The sequence below is a fragment of the Nostoc sp. UIC 10630 genome, from assembly GCF_010747425.1.
In the GTDB taxonomy this organism is placed as follows: Bacteria; Cyanobacteriota; Cyanobacteriia; order Cyanobacteriales; family Nostocaceae; genus Nostoc.
Genome location: NZ_JAAGOG010000131.1, coordinates 1 through 24,025 on the forward strand (window position 1 = coordinate 1; position 24,025 = coordinate 24,025).

Sequence of the window (24,025 nt, forward strand, 5' to 3'; positions counted from 1 at the left end):
GAGTATTTTGTTAGTAAATCTTAATTTACACCTGAGAATAAATTTGAGGAGGTAAATCAAGGGTGTAAAATTAACGAAGGTTTTGCATTTACTTAGCAATGTTTAAATATGAAGCAAACCTGAAAATTTATTTTTTGGCAACTGCACTTCATTGCAATGTTGTATTAAAGAAATCACGTATTTATTTAGTTTTTTGGCATTTAAAAAATATTTAATTCTCACAAACTGAGAAACAAATAAAATCTAAAAAAATGGTCGTTAGGAGTTAACTTATCCAGTAATTAACATTACTGAAGATTCAATTCGACTAATTCATACCATTTCACCAAAAAAATGATACAGATGCAAACGCCCAAACCTATGCCACTTCTCACTTTCTTAATTTTGAATTTTGCGGAAAGTTCTGTAGGCGGGTTTTCCGCCGTAGAAAACTTTCCAAGACGAATGGGCGAATTTTGAATTGGTATCAAACCTAGATTGTGAATGCAAAGTAACAACAAGGAAGTTATGAAACAATTTACTGTTAACACAACCCTAATGGGCAAAGTTACTGATGTTGCACAAGAACAAGGCAGATTTAATATCAAATGCCGTAGTGGAGATGAATTCTTGGTTGCAGTTAGTACAGAAACACGATTTCAATTTCTACAAAATTTGGATGGTATAAACCGCGATCGCGTCCCAACTCCTGAAGATTTTCATCAGTCCTCACCATCTGATTTAGTGAGAAAATACATCCAGTCGGATAGCTTAGTAGTTTTGCAAGGGGTGTATCTAGAAAATAATGGTAGCCGCCAATATGATGCCCGCATTGTTAACTTACTAAATTCATATAGAGGTCAAGATGAATTAGTTTTTGAGCAAACTCACTGGTGGCTGACCCAAATTGCCCGTCTAGCAGATAGTTGGTTAGGCTTTTTATTTCCAAATAAACAAACCTATGAAATAGATGATTTTGCTCTTTACCGAACTAACCTAAATATCATCGGTTTACCAACAGATGATGAGATTCAAGAATGTGCTACTCTTTCCAGACTGATCTATGGTCTTTCCTCTGCTTACTTGCTAACTGGAGGTGAACGCTATCTTTCAGCGGCTCGTGCTGGAGTTCAATACCAACGTGAAACTTTTCGCAGTTTGACATCTGATGGCAAACATTGTTTTTGGGCATTTGGCAAGCGCAAGACAAAGTACAGTTATCAGTTGTATATACGTTCTCTCAATGAGGATGATAGAGATACAATCCCAGTTTACGAACAAATTTACGCTTTAGCTGGATTAGCTCAGTACTATCGAATCACTTTAGATTGGGAAGTACTTGATGATATCAAGCGGACTGTTCGTGTCTTTAATGATTTCTTCACTGATCCAGAATCAGAGTACGGTAAACATGCTTACGGTGATTATTTTTCACACCTTGATTATGTGACGTTAAATTGGGATAGTCCTGCTCTTGGTGATAACCAAGCCAGAAAAAATTGGAACTCGATTGGGGATCATATACCGGCTTATTTAATTAACGTGATTTTGGCATTAGAACCTTTGCCATTAACTGATCATGGTCATGAAGAAATCGGGAAATTTTTAGAAATCTGCAAAAAGATTCTCAAAACAGCCTCCACAATCATTGCCGATAGATTTACCGATCCAGATCCTAACGTTCCGTTTGTGAATGAGCGATTTTTGCGAGATTGGAAACCAGACCATAATTGGCGATGGCAACAAAATCGTGCAGTTGTTGGACATAATTTGAAGATAGCCTGGAACCTGACTCGTGTTGCTAACTATTATTACTCCTTAGCCGTCCAATCTGCTGCTGATAACGCGCAAGAAGCCGAAGAATCACAACGTTTAGCTGATAAGTTGATGAAGCTAACAGACAATTTAGGCATGAAGATGGCAGAAATTGGCGTAGATTTATTTAGGGGTGGAATCTTTGATACTTTAGAACGTAATCCTCAAAATGGAACGCCACTAGAATTTCCTTGGTTCAACACTAAAGACTTCTGGCAACAAGAACAAGCCCTATTAGCCTACTTAATTCTTCATGGTTGCAGTAATGAAAATCATGACCAAAAACAAGAGTATTTGCGGTTAGCACGAGAAACTGCCGCATTTTGGAATCTATTCTTTCTTGACCAAGATAATAAAGGTATTTTCTTCCGAGTCAGTGAGAGTGGAGATGCAATTACTTCAGGACAGTATGCACAAAAAGGCGGACATGCAATTTCTGGATACCATGCCTTTGAGCTAAATTATTTGGCTCATATCTATATCAGTAGCTATGTGACAAAAGAACCCTTCTGTTTGTATTTCAAACCTGACAAACATTGTCGCCAGCGCTCTCTCAATGTTTTACCAGATTTTTTTAGACCCAATACTTTGGAAGTTAGCAGAGTCAGCATTAATGGTAGCGATCGTACCACAATCGATCCTGATAATTTTCAGATTGAACTAGGAGAGAAAGAATTTGAACTTGGTTCAGAAGCAGAAATCATTGTGGAATTTACACCCAAGACTTAGGAGATAAGTTATGGTGACCCAAATGCTAGAAGGAAAGAAAGTCGCCATCCTTGTAGAAACAGAGTTCATTCCTGAAGAAATTGCAGCTTATCGGCAACACTTTGAGGAACTTGGGGCGACTGTGCATTTCATGTCTCGGCTTTGGGGAAATGAAACTGTACAATTTGTTAGTGATGTGGATGAAATTGGTAAATCTCTGCAATATCTAAATGTCAATATCGACTTTCAAAGCGTAGATGTGAATGAATATGCGGCCGTAATTATGGCAGCTAACTACACCAGTGTACGTCTGCGCTACTTTCAACCACCGCCAGGACAGCAGATTAGTCCAGAGCAAACTCGTACTGCACCAGCAGTTCAGTTTTTTGCTCAAGCAATGGCAAATCACAAGATTATCAAAGGTTTACTCTGTCATGGATTGTGGTTACTGACTCCAATGCCAGAACTACTCCGAGGACGAAGGGTAATCTGTCATGAAGTGGTGCTGGCGGATATTGCAAATGCTGGTGCTGTTTACGTACCGCCACCTGTAAATTCTCAACCAAATGATCCGGGAAATATTGTGGTTGATAGAGACTTAGTAACAGGACGATCTGGACATGATGTGTATGCTTTTATTGATGCGATCGCTCACCAAATCGCATCTCAAGAACAACGTTGCTTAGAAACACAAAGGAGATGATCCGATGACCAAGATTCTGATTGTGCTATCAGAGTGGGGTTACTGGGGAGAAGAACTAGTGGGTCCCTTAGAAACCTTTGATGCAGCTGGGTATCAAGTTGACTTCGCCACCCCAAATGGTAAAAGACCTGTAGCACTAGGGGTAAGCATGGACCCTACTTTTGTTGACCCACCATTAGGCAGACCAGTCACCACCCAAGATATGGCTGATAAGGTCAGACAACTAGATGACACCAACAATCCACGGTTAAACAACCCAAAAAATCTTAGAGAGTGGCTCCCAGAAAGACCTTACTGGAGTTCACCAAAATTCTTACGGGAAATGGAGGAATATTACAGATTACTAGATGAAGTGCAACAAAGAGATTTGCAGTCATACGATGCCATTCTCATTGTCGGTGGTACTGGTCCCATGGTTGATTTAGCTGACAACCAGAGAGTACACGATCTCATCCTCAGTTTTTACCAAATGGGTAAGCCAGTCGCCGCAGAATGTTACGGCGTTTCATGTCTGGCATTTGCCCGTGACATTGGCGATCGCAAGAGCATTATTTGGGGTAAACACGTCACAGGCCATTGCCTGGAATATGACTACAAAGATGGTACGGGATTTAACGGTACTAACATCGACCCATGTTTGAACAATATTAACTTTGGCCCGCCATTTTATCCTCTAGAATACATACTCCGTGATGCTACAGGGCCAGACGGACAGTATCACGGCAATGTCGGCAGGCCAACATCAGTAATTGTTGACTATCCGTTTATTACGGGGCGCTCTACGCCAGACTCTTATCTCACTGGTCAGAAGTTGGTGGAAGTCCTAGAAAAAGGACTCAAGCGCTATGGCTGGTAAAGTCGGATTTTAAATATCTGGATGGTACTGCACGATAAACGCTGTATGCAATTGATGGTTGCAGAAGGTAAAATCCATGACTAACAAAACAGGCCGCTTTAGAATTCTGGAACAATTTTTGGCAGATGGCATCCATTATATGTTTGGTAATCCCGGCACATCGGAAGAAGGATTTTTGGATGCTATTCGGGAATATCCAGACCTGAAATACATCTTGACATTGCAAGAATCCGTTGCGGTGATGGCAGCAGATGGTTATGCTAGGGCAACTAAAAAGCCTGCTTTGGTGCAAATTCATAGTACCCCTGGTTTAGGAAATGCGATCGGCGCACTTTACCAAGCATACCGAGGTCACTCACCGCTTGTAGTCATTGGTGGTGATGCAGGCATCAAATATCAGGCAATGGACGCTCAAATGGCAGGAGGCTTGGTAGCTTTTGCAGAGCCAGTTACCAAATTGTCAACAATGGTGATGGAGCCATCCTCATTGCTGCGCGTTTTGCGACGGGCTATTAAGATTGCTGCCACTCCACCAATGGGACCTGTGTATGTTTGTCTACCAGTAGATATTTTGGATGCTCCCGCAGTTGAAGAAGTCAGACCAACTTCCATCCCATCCACCAAAGTTTTGCCAGATGAGGAATTGCTCAAAACAGCAGCAACTATGTTGGCATCTGCTCACAAGCCAATGATTTTTGTGGGTGATGGAGTGGCTTATTCGGGCGCACAAGATGAGCTGACACGTGTTGCTAAACTCCTGGGTGCAGAGGTTTGGGAAGCTGATGCTGGTGAGTTAAACATGAGCCACGCTCATCCTCTGTATCAAGGTATGACAGGGCATATGTTTGGCTATCAAAGCCGACCCATAACATCTAGAGGTGACGTCAACTTAATTTGTGGAACTTACCTTTTGCCAGAAGTATTTCCAGAACTGGGTAATATCTTTGCTCCTGGTGCAAAGGTCATCCATATTGATTTGAATGCTTATGAGATTGCTAAAAATCACTCAGTTGATTTGGGACTAGTTAGCGATCCAAAATTAACTCTTGCTCAGTTGGCAACCATATTGGAAGCAGTGATGACACCAGAGCAGAAAGAAACTGCTAAGGCACGAACTGCTGAAATTGCCAAAGCTAAAGAAGAGAAGCATAAGCGTGAATTGGAAGCTGATCGAGAAAATTGGGATTCTGTCCCCTTGCACTTTTCTCGCTTTGCAGCAGAACTGGCAAATCAACTACCAGAGGATGCAATTATCTTTGATGAAGCTCTCACCTGTTCTCCTGACTTGACACGTTATCTACCACCAACCAAACCAGGGCACTATTTTCTTTCTCGTGGTGGTTCTCTGGGTGTGGGAATTCCGGGAGCGATTGCAGCCAAATTTGCCAATCCTGACAAAACGGTAATTGGGTTTACTGGTGATGGCGCTGCCATGTACACAATTCAAGCACTCTGGTCAGCTGCTCGTCACAATATAGACGTTAAGTTTGTGATCTGTAATAATCGCTCCTACAGATTGCTACAAGTGAATATCCAAGCTTACTGGCAAGAGCGAGATATCCCACAGCATGAATATCCCTTGAGTTTTGATTTATCTAAACCAGAGATTGATTTTGTGGAAATGGCTCGTTCGATGGGAGTTGAGGGTGTGCGTGTGGAGAAACCTCCAGAGATTGCTTCAGCAATTCAAAAGGCATTAGCTCATAAAGGTCCTTTTCTCATTGATGTCATAGTTGAGGCAGATGTTCACCCTGAAATGATTGGTGTTAAATGTGGGCAGTAATTTTGTCACTTCATCATTGCTAATTACGAAGGAAACAACACTGAATCAAAAGTCACAGAGAAGTCAGGTATGAGTAATTTAACACTTGATAACTTAGCACCCCTAACGGAAACCGACATCAAAGAACTTGTTACCCAATGGTACAGAAAATTGGATGTTCATGCGCCAATGGTTGAAATTTTGCCATTGCTGGCAGATCAAGACCTAGAGATGGTATTTCCAGAGACTACAGCCCACGGGTATGCAGGGTTTGAGCGCTGGTATCAGCGAGTTATCCGCGTCTTTTTTGATGAAATTCACACATTAAAAGAAGTCACCCCGACCCCGGTCAATGACACGACAGAAGTCAAAATTGTTGTGCAGTGGCAAGCTAGTATGTGGAATCCACCTAATCCGAAAAGCGATCGCATCAACTGCGATGCTTACCAACGCTGGGTCACTCGGCGCTCCTCCACAATCGGTAAACCGATAATCGTGAAGTACATAGTTGACAAAGTGGAGTATTACGAAGGCTCGGCCAGGATTTAAACATTAACCTGAGAAAACAAAGCAATAATCATGAACAACAAAGTGCATGACTATATTGTAATTGGGGCTGGTACGTCAGGCTGTGTAATTGCCCGTCGTCTGAGTGAAAACCCTAATACCAATGTTCTCCTGTTAGAAGCAGGCAATACAGATCATAAACCAGCCTTCCGTAATTCGGACTTGCGCTCTTTCTTCGGCACTTGGAATACAGATGCCGATTGGCAATATTTAACTGAAGAAGAAACCTATCTAGGTGGACGTAGAATTCCCATTACCCAAGGTAAAGTCCTCGGTGGTGGTAGCTCAGTCAATGGGATGATCCATGTCCGAGGAAGCAAATACGACTACGATAACTGGAACTATCTGGGTAACGAGTTTTGGAGCTATAAAGAAGTCTTGCCTTATTTTCTGAAAATGGAAGACTATGCAGGTGGAGCTTCTGAATATCACGGTGTTGGGGGCCCAGTCCACGTAGTAGACCATACCGATTTAACCAGTGCCGCCAAAGCCTTTTTAGCTGCTGTCGTTGAATTGGGATATAAACCTCCTCCCACTGATTTCAATGGGCCTGATATGGTGAATGGAGCGGGGGTGTATCAATTTGCTCACACCCCAGACGGTAAGCGATGTAGTGCTGCTGTTGCTTACTTACTCCCAGCCACAAATCGTCCAAATTTGACAGTGACACCTCAAGCACAAGTCACCCATCTGCTGCTAGAAGGGAAGCGCGTTGTGGGTGTGGAGTATCTTCAGGAAGGCACTCTGCATCAAGTCATCGCAGAGGGTGAAGTTATCCTCAGTGCTGGTGCGTTTGCCTCGCCTCAACTACTGATGTTGTCAGGTATTGGCCCAGCAGAACATTTAAGGCTCCACGATATTGCAGTTGTTGTGGATTTACCAGGGGTAGGGCAAAACCTGCAAGATCACACACTCTTAAGGATGGGGTTTGAATGCCAAGAACCACAACCCCCACCTTCAGTGATCACTGAAGTAGGTTTTTTTACCCATAGCCGCAGTGGGATGGAGAATACTGCCCCTGATTTGCAGTTTTTGTTCAGTAGTTTTTTATTCTCTGACGAGGCTGAGGGGGGAGTCTTTATTGGTGGGACACATTTACTCTGCTGTCCAACACTGTTACGCCCCCAAAGTCAGGGCAGTGTTACCCTGCGTTCTAACAATCCCTTGGATTTAGCGGTCGTTCGCACTAACTATATGCAGTGTGATATTGATGTGCAGGTATTGGTGAAGGGTGTTGAAATAGTGCGTGAATTAATGAACACAAAAGCCATGTCAAAGATTGGTCCTAGAGAACTAACCCCTGGATCTGCCATAAAAACAGAGCCGGAACTGCGTGATTATATCCGTGCCAACTGTTTTACCGAATGGCATCCCACAAGCACCTGTAAAATGGGACGCGATCGCCTGTCAGTGGTCGATCCTCAACTGCGGGTATATGGAGTTGAGGGACTGCGAGTAGCAGACGCTTCTATAATGCCAGCAATTGTCAGTGGTAACACTAATGCTCCTTGTCTGATGATTGGTGAAAAAGCCTCAGACATAATTATTCATGGCTGAATCACAGCCCATATATTCAAGAGTAAATTCTTCGCCTATGTCATCATATATTAATGCGACGAAATCTTCAAATATAGTTACACCACCTAATGCCAGCTTTGAAAGCACACTGCAAGCATTACGGCAAAATCCTGTCCCCTTCATTACAAATCTTGCTCAAACCTACGGTGATATTGTCCGACTACCCTTTGGCTCAAGAGACATTTACTTGCTTAACCGTCCTGACTGGATTCGTCAAGTTTATTTGGGAGGAAGTGAAATTTTTGCCAAACGCAAAGATGCAGCTAAAGAAAAGTCTTATATAAATGACATTGCCCCAATGATACCCCTGTTGCAACAGGACTTGATTCCGACTTATGCCCCTGCCATTGTGGAGGCAGCTCTCAAGACAGATGCTCGTTGGCAAAATATGTATCAACAGCACCAGTCACCCATAGTAGACATCTACAGAGAGATGATGCGTCTTACAGTACCCATTGTCTCTAAAACCCTGTTTCAAGAAGAGTTAGAGACAGAAAGTGCCGCGATTGTTGACGCGCTGCTGACAATGGATGTGGGTTATGGTTTTGATACTGTTGCTGCCATTTTAGGGGATACAGTGCCTCCATTAGAGGTATCCATAACACCAGAAATGCAGGCAGCTCGTTCTGAGCTTCTCCGCATTATTCACAATTTAATTGTTGCACAGCATACGTCTTTACATTCTCAATCTCTCCTCTCTGCATTACTACAACTCCAACTTAGTGATGAGCAAGTAGCTGATATAGCCTTGAAGACATTTTGTGCTATGCATGAAGTGACAGTGACAACCCTATCTTGGACTTGGTATTTGCTATCACAAACCCCTGAGGTAGAGGCACAGCTACATACTGAACTGGCAAATATTCTGGCAGGACATACCCCAACATTTGCAGATGTTGAAAAACTAACGTATACGCAAATGATACTTAACGAGACGCGACGGCTTTATCCTACAGTTTGGCTAGTCGGACGTTTTGTTAGACAAGATGTATCATTTGGGGATAATTTGATACCATCTGACTCTATTGTGCTGGTTTCTCAACGAGTCACACATCATGATGCCCGTTACTTTCCTGACCCAGAGCGCTTTCATCCTGAGCGTTGGACATCAGAAGTTGTGGCAACTCGTCCAAAATTTAGCTTTTTTCCCTTTAGTGCAGGGCCCCGTCAGTGTCTTGGTAGAGATTTTGCCTGGATAGAAGACACACTGATATTAGCGACGTTGGCACAGCATTGGCAAGGAAAACTCTTACCAAACCAGGTACTCGAGCCGCATCCGCAGAAGTCATTTGCCCCTCGCTATGGCATAAAAATGACTTTACATCATCGGTAACCCGCATTTCTCACAAGCTTCAGGCGTTTGATAGAGCAGAGGGGCGGAGGGGCAGAGGGGAAAGAACTTAGTATTTGAACTCTCCCCTGCTCCCCTGCTCCCCTGCTCCCCTGCACAAGCGCAGGCTTTGAGAGGTGTGGTGAGAAATCCGGGGGTAAGTACCAGCCATCTAATTAGTATGGTTTCTTGATTTATTTTTATCAACTTAGGAGAATTTAATCATGGCAGAAGTACCCAACTCTCACATGGGAAAAATGTATAAAGAACACATTCAATACCTTCAGAAAAAGGATATTGAAGGTGTATTGCAGAATCAATATACTGATGATGCTTTGCTGATTAGTAGCATTGAAAGAAAGCCTCTTTACTACAGAGGGCATGAAGAATTAAAAAAACATTTTCGCGGGATACTTGATGTTGAAGGGTTAGAAAGTGATATTGCTTTTTGGGCTGAGACTGAAAATCCCCAAACTCTGATGATTGTGGAAGCAATCACAATGCAGACTGTCAATGGTGAAGTTAAAATGCGCTTTGCTGATAGTTGGGTTTTAAGAGATGGGAAAATTGCTATCCACTTTGCTGGTATGACTCAGTATGCTGATGGTTCTGTGGCCTAAAGCTATTCGGTTTGTTGATTCACCCTGAAATTAAAAGGGTATTGCCATGAAAGTTTCCCTCACGGTTAATGGCAAACAGTACAGTGCAGATGTTGAACCACGACTGTTGTTGATGGATTTTCTGCGGGATTATTTAGGTTTGACGGGAACCAAAAATGACGGCGGTTCAACTTCCGGAGTATGTACAGTTCTGCTCAACGGATTGTCAGTCAAAAGCTCATATATATTAGCTGTTCAGGCTGATGGCGGCGAGGTTGTAACTATTGAAGGTCTTGCGGAAAATGGTCAACTGAATCCACTGCAATCAGCATTTTGGGAAATGTACGCTGTTCAAAGCGGCTTTTCTACACCAGGGTTAATCATGTTATTAACTGACCTCTTGCAACGCAACCCTAATCCTAGTGAAAGGGAAATTCGTCATTGGTTGGATGGTGTCCTCTCACGGGATACTGGGTATCAAAATGTAATAAATGCTGTACGGTTGACTGCTGAAAAATACAGCAGCACTAAGAAGCCAGAATGAAGATTTCAGAAGGGACGCATGGTATTTATGAAGGAAATACTCAATGATATTGAACAATGGTTGACTCAAGGTCATGCTGTTGCTTTGGCTACTGTAGTTAATACAGTAGGGTCAAGTCCCAGGGAAAAAGGCGCGGTGATGGCGGTGAGTGAGGCTGGTGAGGTGACAGGTTCGATCAGTGGTGGCTGTGTGGAAGCGGCTGTGGTTGAAGAAGCTCTAGGGGCGATCGCCCAAGGGCAGCCACGGCTACTAACTTATGGTGTGGCTGATGAATTGGGTTTGCAAGTAGGACTGACCTGTGGAGGCACAATTCAAGTTTTTGTAGAATCACTGGAATTAGCATCGGCTCAGAAGAACTTACCACTACCAGTTATCTTTGACGCTATTCGTAAGGCATCGGAGCAATCTATAGCACTGTGTACAGTAGTTGCAGGAAAGTGTGTTGGTGCTAAGATGATTGTGACTGACAATAATCAGCGTTTTGGCTTTCTTGGTAGCCAGGATCTCGATCAAGTAGTAGCTCTTGAGGCACAAGGATTTCTCTCACAAGGATTAAGAGATATTCGCTACTATGGCATTAACGGGGAGTGTCACCAAACAGACCTAGCTGTATTTATTCATTCTTTTGCTCGACTACCTCATTTAATTATCTTTGGTGCTGTTGATTTTACGCGATCGCTGTGCAAACTAGCCAAGATGTTGGGCTATCGAGTAACGATCTGTGATCCTCGTTCTAGCCTGAATACACCAAAACGCTTTCCGGAAGCTGATGAAATAGTTGTGGACTGGCCTAGTAACTACTTACAAACCACCACAGTTGACTCCCACACTAGTATTGCAGTACTCACTCACGATCCTAAATTTGATCTACCAATTTTGGTAAATGCTGTACGTACCCCAGCAGCTTACATTGGAGCTATGGGTAGTCGCAAAGCTACGGCCGAGAGAATTGAGCGACTGAAGGAAGCTGGACTGAGTACAGCAGAAATTAACCGAATCACTGCCCCTATCGGCTTAGATATTGGTGCTATCACCCCCGATGAGACGGCAGTATCAATTATGGCTGAGATAATTGCCCAAAGAAGTGGACGTAGCGGTGGGAGACTTAATGCTAACCAGAATCTAATTCACCCCCGGATTTCACAATTCAATCAACAGCAGGAGGTGATTTCTCTATGCTGAATCTTGATCCCAATCAAAAAAAGATTGCTATTGCCATACTCGCAGCTGGTAAAGGTTCTAGGTTTAATGGGGATTGTCCCAAACCTTTAGCTTTATTCCAGGGGCGATCGCTGCTTTGTCACGCCCTCACAGCTGCTATTAATAGCAAACTTGGGCCGATATTACTGGTAGTAGGATATCAACATCAACAAGTAGCAACAGCAGCAGCAAATGTTTTGATTGTCCATAACCCAGATTGGCAGCGAGGGATTGCTTCTAGTCTCCAGACAGCCATACAAGTTATAGAACCTGATTTTACCATTGGTGCTTTGTGTGTAGGACTGGCCGATCAACCCTTGATTGGTGCTGAGGCTTATCGCCGTCTTGCCTGTGCTTATCATCAAGGTGTTAGTTTTGCCGTAGCTACCTATAAAGGCGCTAGACGTAACCCCGTTCTGTTAGGGCGTGGGATGTGGCCAGAGGTGATGCATTTGACGGGAGACGAAGGCGCACGAGCATTAATGAAAAGCTACCCAGTAATGGAGGTGGCTTGCGATCGCACTGGCAACCCCTTGGACATTGATACTACCGCTGATTTACAGGTATTAGAAACCAATATTTTGTCCCATTCTAGTTAAAAGAGATTCTCATGATTACCTTGGATGATCAACGTAACTTGAAAATACAAGTAATTTTGGCACATTACAAACAACCTCGACATAGAGGTCGAACCAATCCAGTACATGGATATTATCGTGGCCATACGCCTTACTGTGGAGATACGATTGAGCTAACAATACAGATAAATCAAACAAGTAACATAATTGAGGATGTCAAATTTACTGGGGAAGGTTGCGTCATCGCGATCGCATCCGCAGACTTAATGGCTGATGCCTTAATAGGCAGAACTGTAGATGAAGCTTTGGAAATGGGGCAATGCTTCCAAAATATGATGCAAGGGCAAGGTAGCTTCCCTGATCAACCTAGAGAGTTGGCAAGACTCAACGTGATGCAGGTTATTAACCAACCTCTGCGGATCAAATGCGCTAACCTCTCTTGGTATACCCTCAAAGCAGCCTTAAAACTATCTCAAATTAATTCACTTAATTGAAGCTACAAGTCAGTCTCCGCGGCTGTCTATTTGTATCAACCTGAAAGTGAAATGGTGTAAGAATTGGGAATCCTTGATTTTTTAATTTTATCCTTCAATTCAGCAACGCCCATATTTTAAGCACAAACAAATATATATGAGAAGCAGGTGAGAGGAACCCCAGAGCAAATACAGCACAATTCTCAAGGAAGGGCATTATGGCTAATAAAATCTTAGGGACATCGATTAAGCGGCGGGAAGATCCAGCGTTTCTGCGGGGAGAGGCTCAATTTATCGACGATATCACCCTGCCTAATATGCTGCACATGGCGATTTTGTATAGTTCCCAGGCACATGGATTGATTAAAAGCATTGATACTACTATTGCTCAGAGTATGCCTGGCGTAGTTAAGGCGATCGCTGGGTCTGATACTAGTGAGATTATGCCTCTGCCCTGCATTATGAATCCTGGGGGTGAGGCATCCAAATTTCCTCCTCATCCTTATGGCGTTCCTGGGGCACAAACTGTACTAGCTACAGATAAAGTGCGTTACGTTGGTGAATTTGTGGCGGTGGTAGTAGCCGAAAGCCGACAACAAGCTTACGATGCTTTAGCTGGAATTAAAGTGGATTATTTACCACTCCCAGTAGAAACTAATGCCGAAGCAGCGCTCAAGCCTGATGCACCTCAACTACATGACACAGTGCCAGGAAATCTCAACCAATACAGCAGCTATGGCGACAAACAAGCAACCCAACAGGTGATCGCTAATGCTGAAGTAGTGGTTAAACAAAGGATTCGCTACCCGCGCCTCATTCATCATGCAGAAGAACCTCGCGGTTCTATTGGCGATTACAACCCCGAAACACAAGAATATACCTTGTGGACTAATACTCAAATTCCTCATGGGAATCGTTTTTTACTGTCTCAGCTAGTAATGAAGATTCCTTACAACAAGTTGCGCGTCATTGCACCCCATATTGGTGGAGCCTTTGGTTCTAAAGGTTATCTCTATCCAGATACGGCGCTTGTGCTTTTCTTAGCAAAAGAATTGGGTCGTCCCATCAAGTGGATTGACACACGAACGGGTTTAGCTCGCTCTACAGTACATGGTCGAGATCAAATTCACTATAGCACCCTTGCTGGCACCAAAGATGGCAAGATTACCGCGCTACACGATACCATCTATGCCAATTTAGGAGCTTATCCCGCTACTAATGGGCCAGCCGCACCTACGGCTTTAACTGGTCGCAGTATCACAGGTGCTTATGCGATCGCCCATCCCTTTTCAGAAATTTACTGTGCTTTTACTAACACTGTTCCTGTGGGCCCTTTGCGGGGTGCAGGTCGTGCCGAAGCTATGTTTCTGATTGAACGGATGGTTGAGATTTTCGCTCGCGAAATCGGTATGGATTCCGCCGAAGTCCGGCGGAAAAATATGGTACCTCCCGATCAGTTTCCTTATGAAAACGGTTTGGGCTGGACTTATGACTCAGGTAACTATGAAGCAGCCCTGGAAAAAGCTCTAGAGATGATTGATTACAGTCATATTCTGGAACAGAAAGCAGAAGCGAAAAAGCGAAATAAGCTTTTGGGAGTGGGGATTGGTTCTTATGTGGGCATCTCAGGTGTTGGTCCTTCCCCCATCATGCATAACCAAATAGGTTTAATTGGCAGTACTTGGGGCAGTGTGCATCTCAGGGTTCATCCCAGTGGCGAGGTCAGCCTGATAGTTGGTAGCCAACCTCATGGTCAAGGTCATGTAACGACACTATCTCAGGTAGCAGCTGAAGTACTTGGCGTTGACATAGAGCAGATAGAAGTGCTGCACTCAGACACTAAAGGGGCGATCTATGCCCAAGGGAGTTACGGCTCGCGGACTTTTTCTGTGGAAGGCGCAACGGTTTACCAAGCTAGTAAGAAGATTAATGAGAAAGCGCGTCGCATGGCTGCTCATATGTTGCAAGTTGCAGAGTCAGATGTGGTGATTCAAGATGGTAAGTTTTATGTGCAAGGAAGGCCAGATCAGGTAAGAACTTTACAGGATATTGCTTTAGCGCTTTGGTACGCTTGGGATTTACCCGCAGGGATGGAGCCAGGGTTGGAGGTGATTACTTTCTTCGATCCACCAAATTTTAATTTTCCCTTTGGAACTCATACAGTTTTGGTGGAGGTAGATGAAGAAACGGGTCAGGTAGATGTGGTTAAATATGCGGCTGTAGACGATTTTGGCAATATCGGCAATCCCCAGATTGTAGACTCTCAAACCCACGGCAACATACACCTCGGCATTAGTCAGGCGTTATGTGAAGAGGCAGTGTATGACAGTGAGGGACAAATTCTCACTGACAACTATATGACCTACGCGATCGCTAAGGCTTCTCAATTGCCCAACTTTGAAATTGCCCGCACAGTTACCCCTAACCCAAATACTGCCATTGGTGCTAAGGGTGCAGGTGATGTAGCTAATTTGCCTACAGCAGCAGCGATCGTCAACGCAGTCTGTGATGCCCTAAGTGACTTCAAAGTTAAACATATTGACATCCCCCTAACACCAGAAAAAGTTTGGCGGGCCATGTCTGCATCTTGCTAGATGTGATTTAGCCAATTACCACTGAAAATTTTGGCGTTGCAAATGCTTCCTATTAAATTTGATTATGCTGCTCCTGAAAATTTAGCAGCAGCAGCAAAGCTACTCCACGAAAATCAGCAAGCCCGGATTCTGGCTGGTGGTCACAGTTTACTGACGGCCATCAAGTCGGGTCTAATCTCTCCTTCTCTGTTAATAGACCTCAAAAAAATTCCTAATTTGCAAGATATCAAACTCCCACAAGAAACCGGCGGTATTCTGCAAATTGGAGGTATGACAACCTATGACCAAGTAGCTACCTCCTCGGAAGTGCAGAAAAATTATCAGGCTTTAGCAGAAGCGGCCAATAGCATAGGCGATCCTCAAATCCGTAACTGGGGGAGAATGGGTGATATTTTCGCTTACCGCGACCTCGCCTGTGATTTGCTTGCTGTTGCTTTGGTACTGGAGGCAACTTTTCATCTCACCAGTGCTAACAACAGTCGGGTGATAACAGCAGATGATTTCATTTCTCTTGGTATCCAAACACAATGGCAAATACCTGAAATTCTCACATCAATTGATTTTCCCGCCCCTATTTCTCGGTCTGGTAGTGCCTATGAATTCTTAAAGCATCCAGCCAGTGGCTATGTTATCTGCGGTATCGCTGTCTTAGTAGAGTTATCTGCTAATGATGTTGTAGATAAATGCTCTGTTGCTGTAACTGGTGCTACATCTTATCCTCTCCGACTGTCTCAACTAGCACATAGGATGCAGGGTAAAGCCCCAACACCAAAGAATATTGCTACAGCAGCTAATTTAGCAAGAGAAAGTATAACTACAGCCCAAGTTAGTAATCAAGAACTAACTATTGTTGCTGACCGTTATGCCTCTAGTGAATATCGACATCACATGATTGGTGTATTGACTCAGCGAGCACTTACCCGCGCTCTTAAACAAACTCAAATTCCATAGCAAATTATGAATATGGCGACAACACAAATTAACTCTGGCCGTCAGTTTCTTGAAGAACACTTACGCTACCTCGAAACCAGACAGGTAGAGGAAATGATCAACAAGACCTATAAAGAAGATGCAATTTTGTATAATGCTTTTCCTTGCTTGGATACTCCACCCCCAAATGTGATTCAAGGTCGGGAAGAATTAATCAGAGTTTTAAACATTTATCTCGACTATCAAGGGGAAATTAAAGTGGACTCTCTGTACAATTTTCTGGCAACAAATGATGTGATTTCCTTCCAAGCTACAATTACATCCCCTAAAACTGGTAAGTGGGTAGTTGCTGATACTTGGCTAATGGAATCAGGCAAAATTGCTCGTCATTTTGGTGTTGCACACAAGCTAGAAGATTCTTAAAAACTAACCGATAAAAAACTCTCAAATTCATAGGCCTGTTATGAACAGAGCCAGCATAGAAATTTCGAGTCAAAAATCATGGAGAAAATAAGTCATGAGCTTGCACATCTTTTCGCAAGTAGCACTTACCTGTAAAGACCCAATTGCGACAGAAAGATTCTACACAAAAAACTTTGGTTTTAAGCGAGCTAGGGTGACAAAAGTTCCCGATGGTGAGCAGATTGTTGCGATCAAGATGCTTGATAGTGCCTTCTACTTTGAGCTTTTTAAAGCGAAAGAGGAACTTCCTGTAATTCTCCCAATTAATGATGGGCCAGAATATCCCTCTGTACGTCACCTGGCTTTTAAGGTTGATAATGTAGACGCCAAGTTAGCAGAGATGGGCGACGATGCCAAGATAACTCTTGGCCCTTTGAACTTTGATGAATATATTCCAGGGTGGCGTACAGTTTGGATTTATGACCCAGACGGCAGAATTGTGGAAATTAGCCAAGGCTTTGTTGATCAAGATAATCCACCGCCTTTGGAGACAGATTTAACAGGTCGGAAAACTCAGCCTATACATTTTGCGTAACTTGCAAAAAGTGGTGGTGACAGATCTGAAAACCATAACCTAATTACCTGAAGGATGCCATTATGGCTACGATTACTGTTCAGTTTATCTATTTTACAGGTATCAAAAAAGCAATTTTTAACAATCCCCGTTTAATTGGCACTTGGGATGAAAACGGTCGCTATTCTCAACAATGGCGATCGCACCAAATGCAGCAAATCATTGGTGAAGATGGCTGTCCTGGCTTTCAAACTACGGTTGAACTTGATGATTCCCAAGTTGGTTGGCTATTTCGCTGGGGTGTAATGCTAGATAGTCCAGCAGGGAATAACTTGTGGGGAATTCCGACTGAGATTAACGATCGCAATTCCAGCGATCGCCATCGTAGTTTTACGTTACAATCTCCTGAAAACGGTCAGTCTCAACAAGAGAGATATCATCTAGTTCATAGCCGCAGGCTAGGTGCGCAACCATATTATCTTCCTGGTGAATCTCAGCCTGCGCTGCGGTTTGCTGTCTGGTCGCCAAATGCCCGTAATGTAGAAGTTGTGTTTGGTAACAGCAGTAGTGGGTATATTGCAGACGATTTTTTTCGAGATGATCCTGATTTTGGCATGAATCCCCATCTGGGACCATTTCCTATGTCGCGGACAGAGGAGGGGATTTGGCAAACAGATGTGACAGTATCACCAGAACTGGCTAATTTCTCCCGCTTTGACCACATCCCTTATATGTTTCGGATTGCCAATGAAGGAGGACGGGTAGTTTATCGAACTGATTTGTACTCTCGTTGTCAAATTGGTAAAGGCAATATCAATCCCGATGGTAAGCCTTTCTCTAGTCGATATCAAGATGAACAGGGAACACCTTTTTCGGGAAAATATCAAGATTTGGATGGTACTAAAAGCTGTTCTGTAGTCATCAATCCAGATATCGTAACTAAACGTTTTCAGGAACCAGTCTGGCCAGAACAAGAATTTATCCCAGAACAGGAGTTCTGGCATGATGAGTTTTCATTGGAACGCCATATACCCCAGCGTGTTGAAGATTTAGTGATTTATGAACTCCATGTAGGGTCTTTAGGTTATGGTCACGATAGACCAGGAAACTTTGAAGATGCGATCGCTTTACTACCCTACTTAGTAGAATTGGGAATTAACGCTGTCGAACTGTTACCGATGGCAGAATTTCGAGACGAAGTAAATTGGGGCTATGAAACATCTCATTACTTTGCTTTGGAATATAGTGCGGGTGGTAGAGACCAACTGAAACATTTTGTTAGAGAATGCCATCGTCATGGAATTGCCGTGATTTTAGATGTGGTGTACAACCACTTCAATCCTGATGGAGAAAGGGCTGAATGGGCATATGACTCGGATATTCCCGAACATAATATCTATTACTGGTATGAGGGCAACTCTGGTGATTATTTCTACTCAGACAGTCGACCTTTCCCTGAAGGTGGCTTTGTTGACAATATATCTACGGGTTATGCACCTCGGTTCTATGAAGAGATGGTGCGGAAAATGTTCATTAGCAGTGCTGTAACTCTTATGGAAGAGTTTCATGTAGACGGCTTCCGGGTTGATCAGACAACTTCTATGCACCTATACAACCAACTGCACGCTGATGGTAGTCCTGTTGGTAATGCCAATATTTTTGGTGCTAAGTTCCTCAGAGAATGGACAAGGACAATGAAGCTGATCCGACCGAATGCCCTGCTGATCGCAGAAGACCATTCTGATTGGGATAAAGTTACTGAATTGCCTGATGTCGGGGGCTTAGGTTTTGATGCGGCTTGGTATGCCGAATTCTATCACCATCTCATTGGCGATGCTAGACCAGGAATGGCATATGCAAAATTAATTCCTACGGCTGGATATGGTACAGACGAACCTCTAGCTATGGATAAATTTGCCGGGGCCTTGGGATGGTCTGCTCATAACAAGGTTGTTTATCATGAATCTCATGATGAAGCAGGCAACGCTTATTATGAACAAGGAGAAGGAGGTTATAGAGTTGAATCTCGGCGCACGATTGTAGCAGCAGCCAACGCAGCACAATTAATTGGAGACACTCGACGTTATGCAGAGGCGCGTTGCCGTTTTGCCTTGGGAATGTCCATGTTGTCGGCTGGTACACCGATGTTTTTGATGGGTGAGGAAATTGGCGCACAAAAACCTTACAGATTCGGCGACTTCATAAATAACCGAGAGGATTTGTTAGGCGATCGCCAAACTCATGGTCAGAAATTATTCCGATTTTACCAAGACCTGATTCAGCTGCGCCGCAACCATTCCGGATTGCGATCGCACTTGATTGATATTCTCTATGTTCACAATGCCAACCGAGTTATTGCTTTCAGACGTTGGGATGTAACTGAAGAATTTTTAGTTGTAGCTAGTTTGAATAATCAGCCCTTCTCCTCAAGTTACACCATAAACAATTCCCGAATCGGAGATGGTCAGTGGCGCGAGATATTTAATAGTGATGCTTCACTTTACGGAGGAGATAGTATAGGTAACTTTGGATTTAATATATCTGCAACTAACGGATATATTAATCCCATAGTTCCAGCAAACGGATTTGTTGTTTTCCAACGGCAAAGGACATAATACTGTTTCTCTGGAAGCTAGCTACAGATGACTAGCAGGGAAAGCATCAGAAATCATTTGTAGTTTTAATTGAGAGAATTGGTAATACCAATTCAAAATTCAAAATACCCTACGGGAAGCAAGCTACAAAATTCAAAATAAAGAAAGCCAGATGCCATCTTGGTTTTAGAGTTTGCATCTGTTGCTAAATTTTGGAGAATTGGTATAGCTGTGAAGGTTTGTTTTTTGACTTTCAGCCAAAGAAAATACTAATGTCTTTGGCTGCCACTTCATATAATTTTTTTGCAGATGTAATATGTATCAGATTGTGCAAGATAAACTCCACAACGTTTTAAACGCACGGGCCCGCTTGGGCGAAGGCCCAATCTGGGATGATAATGAAAAATTACTTTACTGGGTCGATATCTATAATCATCGGGTGCATAAGTTCCATCCTGCTAGTGGGAAAAATGTGTTTTTTGATGTAGGCGATGTAGTAGGAGCGATCGCTAAAGCAGGTAAAAATCGATTGATTATAGCGCAACGCCATCGTTTAGCATTCCTCGATACTGAGACAGGTATAGTCACCCCAATTGTTGAGATTGAAACAGATTTGCCAGATAACCGTTTTAATGATGCTAAATGCGATCCTCAAGGTCGCTTTTGGTTTGGCTCAATGTCTTCCTCAGGAAAGGCTCAGTCTAGCCTTTATCGCTATGACTTTGATGGTTCATTACATGTGATGGAAACAGGACTGACTGTTTCCAATGGTTTAGGGTGGAGTCCCAATCACGAAACATTTTACTTGACAGATTCTCCCCAGCAAAAAATATATGCTTACGACTTTGATACAGCCACAGGTAATATTAGCAACCGCCGTATTTTTGTTGATTTAACTGGTGAGTCTTTCTTTCCCGATGGTTTGACCATAGATAGTCAAGGATATATCTGGTCAGCAATGTGGAATGGATGGTGTGTGATTCGCTTCAGCCCAGAGGGTAAAGAGATTTTCCGGTTACAGCTATCAGTACCACTTGTGACTAGTTGCACCTTCGGAGGCGAGGATTTACAGACACTTTATATCACCACTGCCTCTATTGGCCTTAAGCAAGAAGACATCGAAAAAAGTTTTGACTCCGGTGATTTATTTGCCTTTGATACTGATGTTACTGGATTACTAACGTATGATTTTAACTTATCTAGAAAGGTATAAACAAGTTTATTGGTGATCGCATTAGCGAAAAACAAAAACTCGCTTGAAACTCAATACCTTCGTCAAAAAAATAGTATGAAGAGATAGGGATGATGTAGTAGAGTTATTGTCTTCCACAACGACAACTCAGAAGTTACAACTTGCCCCTGTTCGACATCTTAGCACTGTTACAATGTCTGCTATCGAAGATTAGCGTGACTATGATTGCATCATTTTAGCCGTATCAGTCCACTACATATACTTAAATTAGATCGGATTGCTATAGAAACTCATATGTAAATAATTCTGTGTGATTACTTATTATCCGAAACGGATTAGCGATTAGCTTTCATTTGGTCAAACCAGGCGATCGCAGCCAATGAACTACTGATCCGGCTGCCACTTCTCACATCGCCAATCCCAATTGCGTGTTGTCGCATGGCCTGAATCAATTGCTGTTTATCAAGAATGCCTAAATCATCAATCCGGGACTGAGCAACCATTTCCTCTAGATGGGGTAAATTCTTCGCTAATCCCTGCCAATAAACCTCGTTGAAATTTCCCTTGAACCGCCGAGTCCGAATTGGTTCGGGCAGAATCTCGTGCATCGCCACTTGCAGCAGAGGCTTAGGAACGCCAGGGATTTCTCTCAGTTCTCTGGGGAGACTGAGACAGTAGCTAATCAGACGCGGATCGAGGAAGGGTTGGCAAATTCGGATTCCTAGAGGTGCGGCAAGATTCCAGGCAGCCCAATTTCCGGCAGATGCCCGCAGTCCTAGCAGATTTAAGGATTGCTCTACCGGATATCTGTTGATCTGACCTATAGTCTCTAACGCCTTGCCCCACATATCGTGCTGCTTGGCAAAATCAGGGAGAACCCAAGGAGGAATGGTAAATAAACCTAGGTTTGGCCAGCGTCCATAGCCCCGTCGGATTAATGCTGGGAAGCCCTCTCGCAGCACTGGCGGAATTAAGGGTTCAATTCCGAATGGGTACAAAATTGACCAGAGGCTCTGGTTCTTGGCACTAGCCCATTGACGCGCCTCTTGTAAAGCCTTATTCCAGTGACCTTGACGCATAAAATCTGCCAAGTGCATCCGATTTCCTTCTATAATCAGTTCTGCTCCCCCTCCACTCATAATCGCCGTCACCCCCATTTGAGCAGCTACATCGACCAGCACCTTTTCCATTGCTAAGTGGAATAAACCAGGATAAGGTTCGTCGTGGGCAGGGATTTCTTCGGTAAACCACTGGAAATCTAAAGCTGTATCCCCATCTACATAGTGTGGTTCAATCGCTCCTCCCCGATCCACCACCATCTGAATGTAATCCGTTTCACCTGCCAGAGTCCGCATTTGATAAACCAAAGAAAGGGTAATCAGCCGTCTGGGAAAGGTTTCTGCGGCTAGTAGATCGCGGGCAATACACACTATAGAAGAGCTATCCATCCCTCCTGACAAGTGAGAAGCGATTTTCTCGTCCTGAATTCGCTGTTTGACTGCTTGCCGAAAAAGGTGGAAAAACTGTAAACCTGCTTCCTGGGGCGCAATATTTTCTATCGGTTGAATTTGATTCATCCAGTCCCAAGACCAGATTTTTGTTGTACGACCATCGGGAGACAATACTAGGAGATTGCCTGGTAGAATCCGTTGAATTTCCTCAAATGCTGTCTTTTCAGTGGGTAAATCGACAAAAGCATAGGGAAACATTAAGAATGAGGCGAGAAAGTCTCTATTAATGGCAGCTTGAGGAAGTCGTTGCGCTAATAATTGCAAATTAGTGCTAACCCAGGTGGTTTGGTTGTAGCGCGTCCAGTACAAGGGAAAGTTTCCTAGAGGATCTCGCAGGGCGAAAAGACACGATCGCTTTGGATCGAAAACCAGTAGCGCAAATTCACCTTCAAGTTTCTCTAAACCTTGTGCGTCATAATGTTGGAAAATAGCCAATGCCAAAGCTGCATCTGAGGCGAAGTCCTGCTGAAATGCTTCAGGAAAGCGAGTTTTCAAGTCATCCTCGTAATAAATGCGTCCCATCAGCACCACTGCCATCTCTGTTGCGGAGTCTTGGGCGAAAGTTACTAGGGAATTTGCTGGGGAAAAGAGATGAAATTCAGGTTTTCCGGTTGCTTCTAGGATGACTTCAAATCCAGTTCTCATGGCTGTCCTCGCTGTCGCTTTTAGAAATATCTGATAACTGGGATAAAGGATTGACAATGAGCCAGTTCATCCGTCACAACTAAGCCATGACACTCAACCCAGGCGTGGACTTGAAACGGATAGCGATCAATGCCGATAACTAAAGTTGCAGGTAAGCTGTAAAAAGTGCGGAGAAGATGATAACCTACCAGCGCCCGTTCTTTACAAACCATTGGTAAGAAAAGCTTACTAGCAGCTGCTTCCCGTACCATTCGATCCACTGTCTGAATGACATCTGTTATTGCTGTGGTGTCAGCTGTTGAAATTGCACTATGCCAGTACTGCCACAATGAGACAGTGTGACTCCATCCGATTAAACGAAAACTAAGCCAACTTAAACTTAACAATAGCTCAACGGTAAAACGATTGGGAGTTGCTTCAGTATTCACTAAATTGCAGAAAATTGAACTGACTGTTTTCAAGAGCGAAAGTAAGATTTTCTTAAGTATTTTTCGACAAAAATATACTAAATAAAACCACCAATTAGATGATTTCATAGGAGCAACAAGTAGTTTTTTTTGCTCTAAGTCATGTAACAGTATATTCAAGTCAGAGCGAAGATTTTCTTCAGTTACGTCATATATTTTAGTTATTTCGTTAATTGTCTCTTCTACCCCTTTTTCTAGTACGAGTAATATTATTAATGTAGCAATTTTATCTAGTCCATAAAACTGCCCATGATTAAAGTCCAAGATTTGAGCGATCCCATCTTGCACAAATAGAAAAATGTCTCGATTGAGGCTGTATTTGTTTGCATTTCCTGTATTCAACATTTTTTATTACTGTATTAATTAGTGATTAAAATTACATATTTTTTTAAAATTGTTATTGTTAGTTTTACCTAAATCATTG

Annotated in this window: 20 protein-coding genes; 18 read left to right on the top strand and 2 right to left on the bottom strand. The window is 43.2% G+C overall.

Going from position 1 to position 24,025, the window contains the following annotated elements; genetic code table 11:
• Positions 1-507 precede the first annotated feature (507 nt).
• The 18 genes from G1O98_RS25400 to G1O98_RS25485 all read left to right on the top strand — a co-directional run bounded on the left by G1O98_RS25400 (position 508) and on the right by G1O98_RS25485 (position 20,999).
• A complete protein-coding gene (locus G1O98_RS25400; RefSeq protein WP_163933585.1) occupies positions 508-2,523 on the top strand; it encodes an N-acyl-D-glucosamine 2-epimerase in 2,016 nt (671 codons plus the stop codon).
• A gap of 10 nt (positions 2,524-2,533) precedes the next feature.
• A complete protein-coding gene (locus tag G1O98_RS25405) occupies positions 2,534-3,205 on the top strand; it encodes a DJ-1/PfpI family protein (RefSeq protein WP_163933588.1) in 672 nt (223 codons plus the stop codon).
• Positions 3,206-3,209: 4 nt separating this feature from the next.
• A complete protein-coding gene (locus G1O98_RS25410) occupies positions 3,210-4,061 on the top strand; it encodes a type 1 glutamine amidotransferase domain-containing protein (RefSeq protein WP_163933591.1) in 852 nt (283 codons plus the stop codon).
• Between the two features lie 76 nt (positions 4,062-4,137).
• Positions 4,138-5,844, top strand: coding sequence for a thiamine pyrophosphate-binding protein (locus G1O98_RS25415; protein WP_163933594.1), 1,707 nt, complete (start codon positions 4,138-4,140; stop codon positions 5,842-5,844).
• A 69-nt stretch (positions 5,845-5,913) separates the two neighbouring features.
• The gene (locus tag G1O98_RS25420; protein ID WP_163933597.1) at positions 5,914-6,372 is read left to right on the top strand and encodes a hypothetical protein; all 459 of its coding nucleotides are present in this window, start codon (positions 5,914-5,916) and stop codon (positions 6,370-6,372) included.
• Positions 6,373-6,402: 30 nt separating this feature from the next.
• Complete coding sequence (locus G1O98_RS25425) at positions 6,403-7,947, top strand: GMC family oxidoreductase N-terminal domain-containing protein (RefSeq protein WP_163933600.1); 1,545 nt, start codon at positions 6,403-6,405, stop codon at positions 7,945-7,947.
• A gap of 37 nt (positions 7,948-7,984) precedes the next feature.
• Positions 7,985-9,301 carry a cytochrome P450 gene (locus G1O98_RS25430; protein WP_163933604.1) on the top strand — a complete coding sequence of 439 codons (1,317 nt, stop codon included), beginning with the start codon at positions 7,985-7,987 and terminating at the stop codon, positions 9,299-9,301.
• Between the two features lie 221 nt (positions 9,302-9,522).
• Positions 9,523-9,918 carry a nuclear transport factor 2 family protein gene (locus G1O98_RS25435; protein ID WP_163933607.1) on the top strand — a complete coding sequence of 132 codons (396 nt, stop codon included), beginning with the start codon at positions 9,523-9,525 and terminating at the stop codon, positions 9,916-9,918.
• A 46-nt stretch (positions 9,919-9,964) separates the two neighbouring features.
• On the top strand, positions 9,965-10,441 hold the full coding sequence (locus tag G1O98_RS25440; protein WP_163933610.1) for a (2Fe-2S)-binding protein: 477 nt from the start codon (positions 9,965-9,967) through the stop codon (positions 10,439-10,441).
• An 18-nt stretch (positions 10,442-10,459) separates the two neighbouring features.
• Positions 10,460-11,623: an XdhC/CoxI family protein gene (locus G1O98_RS25445; protein WP_202985823.1), complete on the top strand. Its 1,164-nt coding sequence runs from the start codon at positions 10,460-10,462 to the stop codon at positions 11,621-11,623.
• Positions 11,617-12,240, top strand: coding sequence for a nucleotidyltransferase family protein (locus G1O98_RS25450; RefSeq protein ID WP_163933613.1), 624 nt, complete (start codon positions 11,617-11,619; stop codon positions 12,238-12,240). Before G1O98_RS25445 ends, G1O98_RS25450 begins: the two co-directional genes overlap by 7 nt.
• A gap of 11 nt (positions 12,241-12,251) precedes the next feature.
• A complete protein-coding gene (gene sufU / locus G1O98_RS25455) occupies positions 12,252-12,713 on the top strand; it encodes a Fe-S cluster assembly sulfur transfer protein SufU (protein ID WP_163933616.1) in 462 nt (153 codons plus the stop codon).
• Between the two features lie 197 nt (positions 12,714-12,910).
• Positions 12,911-15,286 carry a xanthine dehydrogenase family protein molybdopterin-binding subunit gene (locus tag G1O98_RS25460; protein ID WP_163933619.1) on the top strand — a complete coding sequence of 792 codons (2,376 nt, stop codon included), beginning with the start codon at positions 12,911-12,913 and terminating at the stop codon, positions 15,284-15,286.
• A gap of 42 nt (positions 15,287-15,328) precedes the next feature.
• Positions 15,329-16,237: an FAD binding domain-containing protein gene (locus tag G1O98_RS25465; protein ID WP_163933622.1), complete on the top strand. Its 909-nt coding sequence runs from the start codon at positions 15,329-15,331 to the stop codon at positions 16,235-16,237.
• Positions 16,238-16,249: 12 nt separating this feature from the next.
• On the top strand, positions 16,250-16,639 hold the full coding sequence (locus tag G1O98_RS25470) for a hypothetical protein (RefSeq protein ID WP_163933626.1): 390 nt from the start codon (positions 16,250-16,252) through the stop codon (positions 16,637-16,639).
• Between the two features lie 94 nt (positions 16,640-16,733).
• Complete coding sequence (locus G1O98_RS25475; protein WP_163933629.1) at positions 16,734-17,213, top strand: VOC family protein; 480 nt, start codon at positions 16,734-16,736, stop codon at positions 17,211-17,213.
• Between the two features lie 62 nt (positions 17,214-17,275).
• Entirely contained in the window at positions 17,276-19,807 is a 2,532-nt protein-coding gene (locus G1O98_RS25480; RefSeq protein ID WP_163933632.1) for an alpha-amylase family glycosyl hydrolase, read from the top strand.
• 295 nt (positions 19,808-20,102) lie between these two features.
• Positions 20,103-20,999: an SMP-30/gluconolactonase/LRE family protein gene (locus tag G1O98_RS25485; protein ID WP_163933635.1), complete on the top strand. Its 897-nt coding sequence runs from the start codon at positions 20,103-20,105 to the stop codon at positions 20,997-20,999.
• A gap of 314 nt (positions 21,000-21,313) precedes the next feature.
• Here G1O98_RS25485 and G1O98_RS25490 read toward each other — a convergent pair whose 3' ends face one another.
• The gene (locus G1O98_RS25490; protein WP_163933638.1) at positions 21,314-23,134 is read right to left on the bottom strand and encodes an asparagine synthase-related protein; all 1,821 of its coding nucleotides are present in this window, start codon (positions 23,132-23,134) and stop codon (positions 21,314-21,316) included.
• A 20-nt stretch (positions 23,135-23,154) separates the two neighbouring features.
• Positions 23,155-23,946: a lasso peptide biosynthesis B2 protein gene (locus tag G1O98_RS25495; protein WP_163933643.1), complete on the bottom strand. Its 792-nt coding sequence runs from the start codon at positions 23,944-23,946 to the stop codon at positions 23,155-23,157.
• Positions 23,947-24,025 lie beyond the last annotated feature (79 nt).

What these genes read in the sequence shown, in the direction of transcription:
- G1O98_RS25400 (WP_163933585.1), top strand. Translation starts at nt 508, where the DNA reads ATGAAACAATTTACTGTTAACACAACCCTAATGGGCAAAGTTACTGAT.
- G1O98_RS25405 (WP_163933588.1), top strand. Translation starts at nt 2,534, where the DNA reads ATGGTGACCCAAATGCTAGAAGGAAAGAAAGTCGCCATCCTTGTAGAA.
- G1O98_RS25410 (WP_163933591.1), top strand. Translation starts at nt 3,210, where the DNA reads ATGACCAAGATTCTGATTGTGCTATCAGAGTGGGGTTACTGGGGAGAA.
- G1O98_RS25415 (WP_163933594.1), top strand. Translation starts at nt 4,138, where the DNA reads ATGACTAACAAAACAGGCCGCTTTAGAATTCTGGAACAATTTTTGGCA.
- G1O98_RS25420 (WP_163933597.1), top strand. Translation starts at nt 5,914, where the DNA reads ATGAGTAATTTAACACTTGATAACTTAGCACCCCTAACGGAAACCGAC.
- G1O98_RS25425 (WP_163933600.1), top strand. Translation starts at nt 6,403, where the DNA reads ATGAACAACAAAGTGCATGACTATATTGTAATTGGGGCTGGTACGTCA.
- G1O98_RS25430 (WP_163933604.1), top strand. Translation starts at nt 7,985, where the DNA reads ATGTCATCATATATTAATGCGACGAAATCTTCAAATATAGTTACACCA.
- G1O98_RS25435 (WP_163933607.1), top strand. Translation starts at nt 9,523, where the DNA reads ATGGCAGAAGTACCCAACTCTCACATGGGAAAAATGTATAAAGAACAC.
- G1O98_RS25440 (WP_163933610.1), top strand. Translation starts at nt 9,965, where the DNA reads ATGAAAGTTTCCCTCACGGTTAATGGCAAACAGTACAGTGCAGATGTT.
- G1O98_RS25445 (WP_202985823.1), top strand. Translation starts at nt 10,460, where the DNA reads ATGGTATTTATGAAGGAAATACTCAATGATATTGAACAATGGTTGACT.
- G1O98_RS25450 (WP_163933613.1), top strand. Translation starts at nt 11,617, where the DNA reads ATGCTGAATCTTGATCCCAATCAAAAAAAGATTGCTATTGCCATACTC.
- sufU (WP_163933616.1), top strand. Translation starts at nt 12,252, where the DNA reads ATGATTACCTTGGATGATCAACGTAACTTGAAAATACAAGTAATTTTG.
- G1O98_RS25460 (WP_163933619.1), top strand. Translation starts at nt 12,911, where the DNA reads ATGGCTAATAAAATCTTAGGGACATCGATTAAGCGGCGGGAAGATCCA.
- G1O98_RS25465 (WP_163933622.1), top strand. Translation starts at nt 15,329, where the DNA reads ATGCTTCCTATTAAATTTGATTATGCTGCTCCTGAAAATTTAGCAGCA.
- G1O98_RS25470 (WP_163933626.1), top strand. Translation starts at nt 16,250, where the DNA reads ATGGCGACAACACAAATTAACTCTGGCCGTCAGTTTCTTGAAGAACAC.
- G1O98_RS25475 (WP_163933629.1), top strand. Translation starts at nt 16,734, where the DNA reads ATGAGCTTGCACATCTTTTCGCAAGTAGCACTTACCTGTAAAGACCCA.
- G1O98_RS25480 (WP_163933632.1), top strand. Translation starts at nt 17,276, where the DNA reads ATGGCTACGATTACTGTTCAGTTTATCTATTTTACAGGTATCAAAAAA.
- G1O98_RS25485 (WP_163933635.1), top strand. Translation starts at nt 20,103, where the DNA reads ATGTATCAGATTGTGCAAGATAAACTCCACAACGTTTTAAACGCACGG.
- G1O98_RS25490 (WP_163933638.1), bottom strand. Translation starts at nt 23,134, where the DNA reads ATGAGAACTGGATTTGAAGTCATCCTAGAAGCAACCGGAAAACCTGAA.
- G1O98_RS25495 (WP_163933643.1), bottom strand. Translation starts at nt 23,946, where the DNA reads ATGTTGAATACAGGAAATGCAAACAAATACAGCCTCAATCGAGACATT.